The organism is Niastella sp. (genome assembly GCF_045805085.1).
GTDB lineage: Bacteria > Bacteroidota > Bacteroidia > Chitinophagales > Chitinophagaceae > Niastella.
In genome coordinates, this window is sequence record NZ_JBJMLX010000393.1 from 20,003 (window position 1) to 34,886 (window position 14,884).

Sequence of the window (14,884 nt, forward strand, 5' to 3'; positions counted from 1 at the left end):
TATGAAGAAGCTGATCTTTTCTATGGCAACACTGCTGGTAATTACAGCAGTGTTCGCCTTCAGCGTAGCTCAAAAATGGGCTATTACTGATAAATACAGTATCAAATTTTCGAGCAGCGAAGTAGCCGGTATCTTTAAGACCTTTTCCGGCAGCATCGATTTTGATGAACAAAATCCCGCCAGCTCAAAATTTGACGTATCAATTGATGTAAACTCTATTAATACAGGTAACGGGTTACAAAACAAACACGCCAAAAGCGATGAATGGTTTGATGCCGCTAAATACCCTGCCATCAAATACACATCTAAAAAGATTGTAAAAGCAGGCGCAGCTTACCAGGTAACTGGCGATCTGACAATAAAAGGCGTAACAAAAGAATACACCATACCCTTTACCTTTAAAAAGGCCGGCGCCGGCGCCACCTTCAATGGCAGCTTTACCGTAAACCGCTCCGATTTCAAGATCGGTAAACCCGGTGGCGAAGTGGGGGAACAGATAAAAATTGACGTAGCTGTGCCGGTTACCAAGGGCTAATAAACCACAAATAGTATGTTTAAAAGATTATTATTACTGGGGTTGATTTCGGGCGTACTGGCCGCAGTGGCATCGTTGATCTATCAAAAGGTTTATTTTAAAACAAATGAGATCGATTTTTCAGGGACCATAAAACCTGTTACCGTTTTTCTTATTTGTATACTGGCAGGCTTACTGGCGTCAGTCGGTTATGGATTAATAACCAGATGGCTGCCCCGTTATGGTGAGATCATCTTTAACCTGGTGTTCACGATCGTGAGCTTTGCGACCATTCTGGGGCCTATCGCCTATAAATTTCCACTTGAATTTGAAAGTCCGGAATTTTTCCCGGGGTTGGCCATACCCATGCACTTCTTTCCCGCATTGGGATGGTATACGTTGAAACCCCTGTTTATAAAGAAATAAAAGGCAAAGCTCAAACGGGCTGTTGATGTGAGCTTGCGTGCAAAATGGGATAACATTACAGATAAATACTGCTCAGAGCGTCCGCCAGCTGGCGAACGCTTTTTTTGTGCCCGGCCGCCCCCGGTGCATAACGAAATGATAAAGCCCCTACCTTTGGCTATACAGACATAATTCTCAATAGCTGTACAAATAGCTTTAGCTGATTATATTTGTTAAATACTTGATAGACTGTAAAAGAATTCCTCATATGAATTATTATACGTTACTGGATGAAATTAAGCAATACGTAACCAACTACTTCCATACCCATGCAGATGATAAATTAATTTATCATAACCTGGCACATACCGAAAATGTAGTGAATGCAGCTATTGAGATCGCCAATCACTACCGCCTGAGCGACCTGGACTACTTTGTAGTGGTAACGGCCGCCTGGTTCCACGACATCGGGTATTATACCGATCCCTCCAGGCATGAGGAAAAGGGCGCGGAAGAAGCAGCGGCTTTTTTGAAAAGACAGGGCATTGATGAAACCACTATTCAAACCGTAGGCAATTGTATACGAGCTACCAGGTTGCCGCAAAGCCCCGAAACCCTGTTGGAAAAAATTGTGGCCGACGCCGATCTGTATCATTTGGGAACCTCCCGCTTTACGGAGACCAATAAAATTATGCGAAAAGAGTTCATCGCATTACATAATATAGACGTTAGCAAGGAGGAGTGGCGCGTAAAAACCGTTCGCCTGCTTGAATCACATCATTATCATACCGATTACGCCCAGCTATTGCTGAACGACATTAAGGCCAAACACCTGGAAAAGCTGAAAGAAAAACTGGCTGAAAAAAATCCGGAGATAAAAGTCCCTATACAGGCGCCGGCAGTAAAACCAAAAGTAAAACCCCTGATCCCGGAAGATAATCCGTTGGAGAAGGCAAAACGGAAGAACCGGCCCGAACGGGGTATTGAGACCATGTTCCGCATCACTTCCGGCAACCACCAGCGGCTCAGTGATATGGCCGACAGCAAGGCGCATATAATGATCTCGGTGAATTCGATCATCATCTCGGTACTGCTTAGTGTATTGTTGAAGAACCTGGAACAATTTCCCCAATATACCATACCCGCTATGCTCCTGTTATCCGTTAGCCTGGTTACCATTGTATTCGCCATTCTGGCTACCCGGCCAAATATTCCCAAAGGTACCTTCACCCAAACCGACATCAATGAAAAGCAGGTGAACCTGTTATTCTTCGGGAACTTTTTTAAGATGAGTATGGAAGATTATACCGGGGGTATGTTGCAGATGATGGACGATCGCGATTTTTTATACCGCAGTCTTATCAAGGACATCTACTCGCAAGGCGTGGTGCTGGGTACCAAATACCAGCGGTTACGCATTTCCTATAATGTGTTCATGTATGGGTTGATCGTTTCCGTGATCGCTTTTGCCATTGCCGCCATACTAACTACTTGAAACTGGTAACCGCATGCAATCAGAATTTTTCGATAGAGACCTTAGCTGGCTCGCATTTAATGGAAGAGTATTGGAAGAGGCAGGAAGTGAGAACGTTCCTTTACTGGAACGGATAAAATTCCTGTCTATCTATTCCTCTAACCTCGACGAATTTTACCGGGTACGCATGCCTGCGGTGATGGCCCTGGAAAAATTAAAGGCAAAAGGTGATGAGCAAATAACCGAACACATAAAAAGGGATGTGCTGCTGCAGATCATAGAAATAATAAACCAGCAGCAGGAGCGCTTCGGGGCTATACTGACCACCGAAATATTACCCCTGTTAAAAGAGAAAGGCATTCATTTATTATATAATGAACCCATCCCCGCCAGTATTAGCGAGGAAGTATCGGATTATTTCTATACCCAGGTAATGGCTTTTCTGCAGCCGGTGTTTCTGTCTATATCGGGCATTAAGTTCTTTCCTGAAAATAACAAAATATACCTGCTGGTAGTGATCGGGGGCGAGAAGGGGTTCGATGAACTGGTGATCATCAATATCCCATCCGATAACCTGCCACGGTTCTACTCTATTAAAAGAGATAACGAACAGTTTGTTGTTTTTTTGGATGATATTATTAAGTATAATCTTTCTGCCATCTTTAAACATACCGTTGTTAAAGGCTGTTATAGTTTCAAAATAACCCGCGATGCCGAACTGGAAGTGGAAGATGATTATGCCGGCGATATTGCCCGAAAAATTGAAGAGCAGCTAACCAAACGCGATTTTGGGTTGGCTACGCGTTTGCTGCATGAGCCCGGTATTGAACACGAACATCTGCGATTACTAACGATGGCCCTCAAGCTGCAACATGCTATGATGGTACAGGGCGGCCATTATCACAACCTGAAAGACCTGGGTTCTTTCCCCACAAACAATACGGCGATGAGTTATGAGCGGTGGCCTGCCATTCCAATAAAGGTAGGTGATGGCTCGCTGTCGTTATTTGAAGAGGTAGAGAAGAAGGACATTCTGTTGCATCCGCCATACCAGTCGTACGACATGGTATTGCGGTTTTTTAATGAAGCAGCGGTTGACCCTGCGGTAACGGAAATATATGTAACCCTGTACCGCATTGCCAGCGATTCCCGCATTGGCAATGCGCTGGTAAGTGCAGCAAAGAATGGGAAGAAGGTATCAGTACTCGTGGAATTAAAGGCCCGTTTCGATGAAGCCAATAATATTCGCTGGGCGAAGAAAATGAAAGCAGCCGGGGTAAAAATTATTTACAGTCCCGTTTCATTGAAAGTACATGCCAAGATAGCGTTGGTAAAACGAAGAAAGGAAAACCGCATCTCCTATGTAGGTTTGCTGGCAACGGGTAATATGAACGAAAGTACAGCGCGCTTTTATACCGATCATATCCTTTTCACCGCGCATCATGAAATACTGCGTGAAATGGAATTGTTGTTCATCTTCCTCGGGCACCGGAAAAAAGCCGGTACGCCCGGTCTTATAAACTTCAATTATTTACTGGTAGCGCAATTCAATCTGCACCAACGGTTCCTGCAATTGATTGACCGGGAAATTGAGAACGCCCACGAAGGAAGGGAAGCGTCCATCACCATCAAGATGAACAACCTGGAAGAAAAGGTGCTGATAAAGAAATTGTACGAGGCCTCACAGGCCGGTGTAAAGATCCGGATGATCGTGAGAAGCATTTGTTGTTTAAGGCCCGGTGTGCCCGGTTTAAGTGAAAATATTACGGTGATCCGGATTGTTGACCGGTACCTGGAGCATGGTAGGATATTTGTATTTCATAATAACGGCACGCCTGAATTGTATATGGGCTCATCAGACTGGATGAACCGGAATATATACCGCCGCATTGAGGTTTGTTTTCCGGTGTTGGATGAGGATATAAAAAAACAGATGCTGAATATACTGCAGCTGCAATTGCAGGATAACGGACAGGCTGTACAGATCGATCCGCAGCTTAACAACGTTCCGTTACCCAAAGAAGGGGAACTGGTATATTCGCAACAAGCTATCTATAATTACCTGGCAAAAGGCCAGGCCTAAATAAAAGAGTATGCATGCAAGAAAGTTGATATCAGTTTGGGTGATGTTTTTATGCCTGGTTATATTATCAACCGCCTGCTTGCAAAAGCGGAAATTTGACGGTCCGGAAGGATATGCGCTCAACACCCCGTTGAAGTTTGTTATGCCTACCAGTTTGCATGAGATCTCCGGTATTGCTTTTTATAAAGGAAACCCCGATACGGTATATGCCGAGCAGGATGAAGATGGAAAAGTATTTTACCTGAAACCCGGCGATCATCATGCCGAGGCGTATAAATTCGGCAAGCATGGTGATTATGAAGATATAGCCATCAGTAATGATTTTGTGATCATGTTGAAAAGCAATGGCTCCCTGTTCACCTTCCCTTTTGCCGATCTGCACCAGGAAGGAACCGAGCGGGTGGTGGAATGGAAAGACCTGTTGCCAAAAGGCGAGTATGAAGCCATGTATGCCGATGAAGCCAGCAGGCAGATCTATATTTTATGCAAGAACTGTCCGGATGAAAATGATAAGAAAATTACAAAAGGGTATATCTTGCAGCTTAATAACCAGGGACAGCTCAGCCTGCAAGGTAACTTCGCTGTAGATGTAGAGGACGTTGACAAGATCCTTGGAGAGAAAAAAATGGATTTCCGCCCATCCGCCCTGGCTCAAAACCCCCGTACTAAAGAATGGTATATTATTGCTTCAATTGGTAAGGTATTAGTGGTTACCGATAGCAACTGGAAAGTGACAGCCGTGTATCACCTGAATCCGGCCCTGTATGTGCAACCCGAAGGAATAGCATTCGATAAAAACAACAATCTGTATATATCCAATGAAGGCGGTGATCTGCATTCTGGAAATATTTTAAAAACCGCCTGGAAGGGAAAATAACCTGGATAGCCTATGTCAAAAAGAATTTTACACTTCATATTGCTTATTGTTTTAACCGGGCGGATGGCAACAGCACAAACAGACAGTACTGCTGTAAGGGCACACCCATCCTACGATAGTGTTACCAGCATGCATCGCCGGATCTTCGGTGAAAACTTCCGCAAGGAATGGGCGGCCCCGGTAAAGCTGCCGGTGATCAGGTTGTCGGAAAAAGGGCTGATCCCCTTGCAGCTGGGCGGCGGGCATCAAACCCACTCCTTACGCATGAAGGATGCCAGTGGCAAGGAATGGGTGCTGCGCAGTATTGAAAAATACCCCGAGATCTTATTGCCCGAAGCGTTCCGCGAAACCTTCGCCGCCGACTGGGTGCGCGATGCTATGAGCGCCCAACATCCGTATGCTCCATTGATAGTGCCTGTGTTATCGGAGGCAGAGCATGTACCACATACCAATCCCATCATAGGGTATGTAGCGCCCGATAAAAACCTGGGCGAATATGAAAAAGAGTTTGCTAATACCATGTGTTTGCTGGAAGAAAGAGAACCCTATGGCAGTTCTGACAATACCCTGAAAATGCTGGAGCGTTTGAAGGAAGACAATGATAATACTGTTGATACCGTTGCTTTTTTCAGGGCGCGCATGCTCGACCTGTTCCTGGGCGACTGGGACCGGCATGAAGACCAGTGGCGCTGGTTAGATGAACAAAAAGGAAGCGCAAAAAAATACCTGCCCATACCCCGTGACCGCGACCAGGCTTTGTACCGGAACGAAGGCTTTATTCCATCGCTGGCATCCCGCAAATGGCTGGCCCCGTTCCTGAGGGGATTCAAGAGTGACATCAAACGCGGCAATTTCTTTTTCTTCGAGGCCCGCAAACTCGACTCCCGGTTTCTTATTCAACTGGACCATGATCGCTGGATGCAGCTGACCAATCTGTTTATAACCCAGCTCACAGATGAGATGCTGGAAGCGGCATTATCCCGTTTGCCGCCTGAAGTATATGTATTGCGCCATGATGAGCTGTTGCAGAAAATGAAAACGCGCAGAGGGAACCTGGCTAAAGCCATGGAGAACTACTATTATTTTTTGAGCCGGATCGTTGACATACAGGCGTCTGATAAAAACGAGCTGATTGAAGTAACCAATGGCCCCAATAAAGGCTTATTGGTAGAAATTCATAAGCTGTCGAAAAAAGGCAAGACCGGAGACCAATTGTTTGCCCGCAACTTCCTTCCTTCCGAAACCAAAGAATTGCGGTTTTATATTGGCAATGGCGATGACAGCGTATTGCTTAATACCACCCATAAAAAAATTAAAATGCGCATGATCGGTGGCGAGGGCGCAAAGATTTTTCATGTACAGGATGCCGGTAAAAAAGTGTGTGTGTATGAAAAAGAAACCGGCTCTGCTTTCACCGGCGAAACAGGCCGCCTGAGAAAACATTTGTCAAACGATACAACCAACACGGCTTTTATTCCCACTAATCCTTACAGTATTGTAAAACCGCTTTTAACGGCCGGGTTCAATCTTGATGATGGAATTTTACTGGGAGCTGGTGTGAAGGTAATGCTGCCCGGGTTTAGAAAAGTTCCTTTTGGAAGTGTGCAAACGCTAACGCTGGCCCACTCTTTTTCAACAACTGCCTTTCGCATCAGGTATAAGGGGGAATGGTTTAAAGCTGTTGGAAAGGCAGATCTAACATTGCAGGCTAATATATTTGCGCCTAATAATACCCGTAACTTTTTTGGCCGGGGAAATGAGACCGGGTTTATAAAAGAAGGGGATTATAAAAGATTTTATCGTACCCGGTATAATTTATTCGAGGTGAACCCTGCTTTGCGCTGGCGCCTTAGCCGGTTTACCACCATCAGTGCCGGCCCGTCTGTTCAGTTTTATCACTCAGACAGCAGCGACAACAGCGCGCGGTTTATTACTAAAACAACACTGATCAATTCATACGATAGTAATACCATCAATCAGAATAAAGTGCATGCCGGTGTGGTGCTTAACCTGATCCGTGATAAACGTGACAACATCATCTTACCCACAAAGGGGCATTATATTGATATATTGGTGCAGGCATATGGCGGGTTGAATAACGAATCTAAATCATATGTGCAGCTGACATCTGAAATAGACCTGTATAAAAACCTCAGCAAAAAAGGCCGGGTGGTAATAGCCGAACGGTTAGGCGGTGCTGTTACTTTCGGTAAATCAGCTTTTTATCAATCAGCATTTTTAGGCGGGCATGAAAACCTGCTGGGTTTTCGTCAGTACCGTTTTGCAGGGGAACAGATGTTATACAACAATCTTGAATTTCGTATAAAGCTTGCTAACTTTGCCAGTTACATCTTACCTGGTCAATTTGGCGTTACAGGGTTCTACGATGTAGGCCGTGTTTGGATAAAAGATGAATCGTCAAATGTATGGCACCAGGGAGTTGGGGGAGGATTATACTTTGCGCCTGCGCAAATGGCAGTTTTCCAGGTGTTGGCCGGTTATTCCAACGAAGGCTGGTATCCCTATGTAAGAATGGGTTTCAGGTTCTAAAACCGCCTTCGGCTGATATAATTGCCGGTTTCACCGGTTTGTAGGGTGACAAACGGGCTGATTTTCAGTTATGGCATCCTATTGGAATAGAGTAGGGGCTGGGCCTGTTGCACCTGCCGCCTGAAATGCTGCTAAAAAAGTGCTGCGCCTATAGCAATAAATGGCTTTGTGTATGCAAACGATGACGATTAATATTAACGAGAAATTTACGCTGACTAATTTAGACACGGCTTTATCACTACGTCCATTCATCAACTTCTTAAAAAAGAGCCTTAAACACGACTCCTCTTTAAAAGATAAACTCACCGCGTTCCTGCTCGAAAAACTGGAACAGTTTCCTGAGCTGGAAGGCGATGTGCCGCTGGAGAACCTGGATAAATACCGCGATGTGCTGGAACTGATCTTCGTAAGCATGTCGAATGTAACCGAAGATGAAACCCGCTTACCATGGGCATTAGGTATGCCGTTGCGGCCGCTTTTTGTTTATGGTACCGATGCGTTTCAGAAGCTGATGGTAGATACAAAGAACAGCAAGCTTAAAAAAGCGGTTGTAGAAGGAGGAGAAGAAATGATGCGGCAGCGTAACCTTCGGATAGCTTATACTTTTATCCTGGAACGCATTTATAATTTCGCTCCCTTTCATAAGAACGAGATCATCCATTCATTTATTGATGAAGAGACCGGGTTGTTACGGCATTTAAAAATAAACATCGATACCCGCTTTATTGAGGTTATTCCTGTTGGCGAGGTGCCCGATCTGAGTGCTATTACCGCTACCGGTCACATCGATGAAGACCATGGGTTTGAAAAGCTGGAAAGAGTACTGCCCTTACACTTGTTTAAATTCAGGGGAATGTCGGTAGTGACCATAAGTGATGAAACGGCGAAGTATGCAGTAGAAACCATCAAGAATACTATGGTGAACCTTCACCGGAAGGAAGAAGATAAATGTCACCACGACGTAACAAGATCATTGAAGACCCTGGTGCAGAATGATGCCATTGATTTTAATGTGACCCCTTTGTTCCGCATCAATGAAAAACTGGTGCTGCCGCATATGCATGAACTCAGAAGTGTGATGATGGGCGATAATACGGAAGAGTGTTCAAGCGGCGCTGCCCGCAGCGCTTACCAGGCATTTGCAGAAGAATTCATCAGAAACCCACGGTCGTTAATTTATAAAACCATTTCTACTAAAGAAGCAAAACTCTACCCATTTTTATCAGCCTGTACAAGAACCGGTGTACAGTCGTTCATAGTATTACCACTTTACTATAATAACAACCTGGCCGGCATGCTGGAAATTTATACCCGCAAGCCAGGCATACTCGATGAAAAAGTACTGGCCCTGCTGGAGCCAGCCTATCCCGTACTGGCGCAGCTGGTGCAACTCTCTATCGATGACTTTGATTCAGCCATCGATGGCGTTATAAGGGAGAAATTCACTTCGTTACAACCTGCGGTGCAATGGAAGTTCAATGAAGCAGCCTGGAATTACCTGCAGGAAGTGGAATATAATGGCAAGGGCAAAATAGAAACAGTAGGTTTTGAAAGTGTGTATCCGTTGTATGGCGCCGTTGATATTCGCAATTCAACCATAGAACGCAACCGGGCGCAGTTAAGCGATCTGCAGGACCAGTTCGCCATTCTGCTCGAAACCCTGCAGGCGGTTAAAAAGCAGTACAATCTGGCGTTGACCGATGAAATGATCTATAAATGCCGTAAATGGAAAAGCACGCTCGATGATTCGTTAACGCCGCACAGCGAAGTAAAGCTGACCGATTTCCTGGAGAAGGAAGCGGTTTCATTTCTGAAACATTTCAAACTAACTCATCCCGGTTCAGCCGGTATAGTGGAGAAATATTTTGCAGCCATTGAAGAAATGACCGGCAGTGTATGGACGAACAGACGGCAACTGGAAGAGTCGATGCAATCGGTGAACACCGCCGTGAATAATTACCTCGACCTGATGAAGGATGAATTGCAGCAATCATACCCCTGCTATTTTGAACGCTTCAGAACAGATGGGGTGGAATATGATATTTACATTGGGCAAACCATTGCCCCACAAAAACCCTTCGATATCCTGTATTTGAAGAATCTGCGGTTGTGGCAGATCTCATCGATGGCAGCCATTGCAAAGATCACCCATGGCCTGCTGCCCAAACTGTCGAAACCATTGCAAACCACCCAGCTCATTTTCATTCATAGCAATACCATCGATATCAGTTTCCGCAACGATGAACGGCGGTTTGATGCCGAAGGCGGTTATAACATCCGCTACCAGGTTATCAAAAAACGGATCGACAAAGTGCATGTGGCCGATACCAATGAGCGATTGACCCAGCCCGGGAAAATTGCCCTGGTATATTTTAACCGCCGCGATGCAGATGAATACATTTCTCATATTCAATATCTGCAGGAACAGGGCATATTGCTGAACGACCTCGAGTTCCTTGACCTGGAAGAATTGCAGGGAGTGGCCGGGTTAAAAGCATTACGCGTAGGCATAAACCTGGAATACGATCAGGAAGCTGCTTAATGATCGCATTTCCTGCAAGGGTAATATGAATTGCAATAAAAAGACAGTATATTAGGATCTATATGAAGCGGGGGCAATTCATTATCCTGTTATGTTTAAGTATTTACATAACAGGAACAGCTTATGGGCAACAGCAGAACACGTATCGCCATATGTTCAGGGCGTATGAAGACAATGATCTGTTTAACGTGGTGGGGGGAATAACCGACCGCGGCTATACCAATGGCACCAGGTTCGACTACTTCTATATAAATAATAAACCATCCCGCTTTTTGCTGAACCGCATTATGCCAAAGGCCGGCGACAGCAGCGTAAATACGTATGGCTTTAGTGTAATGCAGGTGATGATAACACCCAAGAACATCCTGCGAAGAATTCCCCTAAGAAATGACTTCCCCTATTCAGGGGCGCTGTTTGCCACCCACTCTTTACTTTCAACCAATTCCATAAAAAAATACAGCTGGCAAAGTGAATGTATGCTGGGTGTATTAGGGCCGCCATCCCTGGCGCGGCAAACCCAGGAATCCGTGCATCACCTGGTGGGTTATTTCAAACCCAACGGTTGGGATTACCAGCTAAAAACCGATCTGTTGCTGAATATGAGTGTGGCCGGCGAAAAACAACTGGCCCATATTTATAAAGCAGTGGAGCTGATCGGCGGCGCGCAGGCATTTGCCGGAACCGCATTGAATGGGCTATCGGCCTGGAGTACCCTGCGATTTGGAAAAATGGAACCTTATTTCAATGGTTATTTGTCGCGGTATTCAACCCCTAACGGGCGCAGAAGCCGCCAACAGATCTATTTCATCGTTCGTCCCTCCGTTGAATTAACGCTTAGTAATGCCTTTATTGGCGGCGGCATTTTCAACCGGCGCAACCGCATAATTCCTGCGCCCGATCCCAATTACGATGAAGCTGCCAACGCGGATATGGTGCGGGAGCGCGTGGTGGCACAATGTGAGTATGGCATGGTCGTTTCATCGGGCCGGGTTGGCATTTCCTACACACTCACCTCCATGACGCCGATGGTAAAAGGTACCGGCAACCAGGAAACCAGTAATATATCCTTCTATTTAGCCTGGTAAAAATTCAAAAAACAAAAAATGGAGGGCCCCCAAAGGGGCCTAAAGGTATTTCAATGCTTATGACTACTACCTTATATCCCACGGTATTCATTAGGTATTCTTAAGGTATTTCCAGGGTCATCTTAGGGTTAAAACCCTGGGATGACCCTAAGATAACCTTAGGATAACCCTGGGATGACCTTAGGATGATTATTGGATGACCTTAAGTTGAGAGATAATCAAGATAATTTATCAAAAATCTTAATTTGATATTCAATAAGTTGTATAAGTTGAATAAAATATCTTAAAACTTATCTAAAATAATTAAAAAGATAATTTAACTTAACATTATATTTGATAAATAACCTGATAGTTGCACATGGAAAGAAACTTATTGTATAAAAGGAGGATCGTTAAGCATCTTTACTTTAGCAATGTGCTTTCCTGTGCGGATTTAAGCGACAAGATCCACAAAAGTATTCCGCTTACCACCAAAATGTTGGGAAAGCTGATGGAAGAAGGGATGGTAACAGAAACAGGGTATGCCGCATCAACCGGTGGACGCCGGCCCGTGATGTACTCATTGAAAGAAGATGTAATGTATGTGGTGTCGGTAGCAATGGACCAGCTGGTTACACAAATAGCTATCCTCGACATGCAGAACCGGAACGTTAACAGTATTGAACTGTTTGAATTACCCCTGACAAAAAACCCGGATGCACCGGCCGCATTAGCTGATAAGATAAATGAGATCATTAGCCGGTCGGGCATTCCAAAAAATAAAATTGCCGGAATAGGCATCGGCATGCCTGGCTTTGTGAATTCAGCAAAAGGCATCAATTACACCTTTTTGGAAACTAACGGCACTACCATCAGCCAGTACATTTCAACCAAAGTAAAATTACCCGTATTCATTGATAACGACTCCCGGCTCATTGCATTGGCCGAACTGAAATTTGGTGCGGCCCGGCAACGAAAGAATGCATTGGTGATAAATGTAGGCTGGGGTGTGGGTTTAGGAATGATCCTGGAAGGTGAGCTATTCAGAGGGCATGATGGCTTTGCCGGTGAGTTTAGTCACATCCCGCTTTTTTTGAACAACAAATTGTGCAGTTGCGGCAAAAGCGGCTGCCTGGAAACGGAAACCTCACTATTAGTAGTGATAGAAAAAGCAAGCAAGGGCCTGGAAAGCGGAAAACTGTCGACGTTAAAGAATAAGGAACTAACGGCAGACCATCCTGAAAAGGCCTTTTTAAATATAGTAGCCGCCGCAGCCAAGGGCGATAAGTTTGCGGTAGAGATATTGTCTGAAGCCGGCTACAACATTGGCCGCGGCGTTGCTATCCTGATCCATTTACTGAACCCCGAAGTAGTGATCCTGAGCGGACGTGGATCATCGGCCGGCAAGATCTGGCAGGCCCCCATACAACAGGCATTGAATGAACATTGTATTCCCGTGTTATCAGCGAATACAGAAGTAGAGATCTCGGCATTGGGATATAATGCAGAACTCACAGGCGCCGCCGCTCTTGTGATGGAGAACTATGAAAAAGAAGAAACAAAGAATCTCACCCATGAAATAAAGCGGATGTTGTAATCTTATCCAAAACCATTAATCTTATCCGCTCCTGTATAGCCACATAAACAGGATAGTTATATTAAGAAGATAGTTAAAAGCCAGAAGGTTTTGCGTAAGCAAAATTCCAGCTTGCTACTATAAAGCCAGAACTATTTTATTGACAAACAAACAAACTGCTATGACGAAAGCACCAATCCGGCTATTGCTGGTCCTACTGTCGTGTATCTGGAGTTTAACAGGTACCGCACAGGAAAAAAAGATGATCTCAGGAGTGGTAAAGGATAGCACCGGCACTGGTTTGCCAGGTGTATCCGTTTCCGAAAAAGGAAGCACCGCTGCTGCTGTAACAGACATGAACGGTTCGTTCAGGATCCCGGTATCCACTGCAAAACCGGTACTCGTATTTTCTTCTGTTGGCTACGACAAAAAAGAGATTTCATTAGGAAGCCAGACCACACTCAATGTAACGCTTGCCGGTGAGGTCACCAGCCTGGAAGGCGTTGTGGTAACAAGTTTAGGGGTAAAGCGCCAGCAAAAATCGTTGGGCTACGCCGTAAGCACAATAAAAGCCGAAGACCTGACCAGAACAGGTTCGCCCAACTTTGCTTCGGCATTATATGGTAAAGCGCCTGGCGTACGTATCGGTACTACACCTGGTGGCGCCACAAGTGGGGTTAATATCACCATACGTGGTATCAACTCCATTACCGGCAAAAACCAGCCTTTGATTGTATTGGATGGTGTGCCCATTCGCGATGGTGAAGTAAAGAACAATGATTACTATGCTGATCAGCGGTTGCGCGGTAACGGGTTATTGGATATTAACCCCGAAGACATTGATAACATCTCCATATTAAAAGGCGCTTCGGCGGCTGCGTTGTATGGTTCGGAAGCCGTAAACGGTGTAGTGCTCATCACAACCAAAAGCGGAAAGGGTAAAAAGGGATTCAGTGTAGATTTTGCTGCTAATTACAGTATGGATGAAGCAGCCTACCTGCCCCAATATCAGAATGTAAGAGGGCCGGGCGCTCCTATATTTGTGAGTAATGCCGGACAGGATTCTACCGGTTTTTTATATTATGATCTGGATGGAGATGGTATTAAAGAAACAAGAGGTACAACAGGTCATACCATCAACTTCGGGCCTAAATTCGACGGCAAGCCTACAATGGGTTGGGATGGTATTATAAGACCTTATGAAGCGCAGAAAAATAACTACAAAGGATTGTTCAGAACAGCGCATAACTCAAGCGTTAACATTTCAATGTCGCATTCCACCGAAAATTCCAATGTGCGTTTTTCTTTCACCCGTCAAACCAATGAAGGAATTAGTCTGGGTGCCAACAATGCAAAGAACATTGCAAATTTTAACAGCAGCTTCAAGCTGAACAAAAGGTTTTCTACAGATGTGATGGTCAATTATATAAACCAGAAAACCGAAAACCGTCCTTACAGCATCGACCGTTTAATGAACAATTTCACGGGTATGATGAGCCGGTTCGACAATGCCGACTGGTATAAGGCGAGATATAAAACAAGCCGGGGCTATAAGTTCGTATCAGGAGCCGGCGGTCAAAGTCTGACACCCGGGGAAAATATTATATATCCCGGTTTCAAAAGTGATATAGCAGATTATCTGTGGCGCGTAAAAGAATATAATGAAGATGAATACAGCAACCGTGTAATTGCCAGCCTTACCAATAACTGGCAGATCATCGATGATCTGAAATTACGTGCAAGAATTGCAACTGACTTTACTTCGTCAAGAACTGAAAGCGGCAAAAGAACAGAAATTC

10 protein-coding genes are annotated in these 14,884 nt (G+C 44.9%); all 10 read left to right on the forward strand.

Annotation, left to right across the window (positions count from 1 at the left end; translation table 11 throughout):
- Position 1: 1 nt before the first annotated feature.
- Entirely contained in the window at positions 2–535 is a 534-nt protein-coding gene (locus tag ACJ751_RS20550; protein ID WP_407747399.1) for a YceI family protein, read from the forward strand.
- 15 nt (positions 536–550) lie between these two features.
- Positions 551–940, forward strand: a complete 390-nt coding sequence (locus tag ACJ751_RS20555) for a hypothetical protein (RefSeq protein WP_407747400.1) — start codon at positions 551–553, stop codon at positions 938–940.
- 247 nt (positions 941–1,187) lie between these two features.
- Complete coding sequence (locus ACJ751_RS20560; RefSeq protein ID WP_407747401.1) at positions 1,188–2,414, forward strand: Pycsar system effector family protein; 1,227 nt, start codon at positions 1,188–1,190, stop codon at positions 2,412–2,414.
- A 13-nt stretch (positions 2,415–2,427) separates the two neighbouring features.
- Positions 2,428–4,476: a polyphosphate kinase 1 gene (gene ppk1 / locus ACJ751_RS20565; protein ID WP_407747402.1), complete on the forward strand. Its 2,049-nt coding sequence runs from the start codon at positions 2,428–2,430 to the stop codon at positions 4,474–4,476.
- A gap of 10 nt (positions 4,477–4,486) precedes the next feature.
- The gene (locus ACJ751_RS20570) at positions 4,487–5,353 is read left to right on the forward strand and encodes an SdiA-regulated family protein (RefSeq protein WP_407747403.1); all 867 of its coding nucleotides are present in this window, start codon (positions 4,487–4,489) and stop codon (positions 5,351–5,353) included.
- Between the two features lie 12 nt (positions 5,354–5,365).
- The gene (locus ACJ751_RS20575) at positions 5,366–7,903 is read left to right on the forward strand and encodes a BamA/TamA family outer membrane protein (protein WP_407747404.1); all 2,538 of its coding nucleotides are present in this window, start codon (positions 5,366–5,368) and stop codon (positions 7,901–7,903) included.
- Between the two features lie 172 nt (positions 7,904–8,075).
- Positions 8,076–10,445 carry a GAF domain-containing protein gene (locus tag ACJ751_RS20580; RefSeq protein ID WP_407747405.1) on the forward strand — a complete coding sequence of 790 codons (2,370 nt, stop codon included), beginning with the start codon at positions 8,076–8,078 and terminating at the stop codon, positions 10,443–10,445.
- A gap of 62 nt (positions 10,446–10,507) precedes the next feature.
- Complete coding sequence (locus ACJ751_RS20585) at positions 10,508–11,530, forward strand: lipid A deacylase LpxR family protein (protein ID WP_407747406.1); 1,023 nt, start codon at positions 10,508–10,510, stop codon at positions 11,528–11,530.
- Positions 11,531–11,888: 358 nt separating this feature from the next.
- Positions 11,889–13,106 (forward strand): ROK family protein, encoded by a 1,218-nt coding sequence (locus ACJ751_RS20590; protein WP_407747407.1) that lies wholly within the window; start codon positions 11,889–11,891, stop codon positions 13,104–13,106.
- 160 nt (positions 13,107–13,266) lie between these two features.
- On the forward strand, positions 13,267–14,884 hold a 1,618-nt coding region (locus ACJ751_RS20595; RefSeq protein ID WP_407747408.1), incomplete at its 3' end, for a TonB-dependent receptor plug domain-containing protein.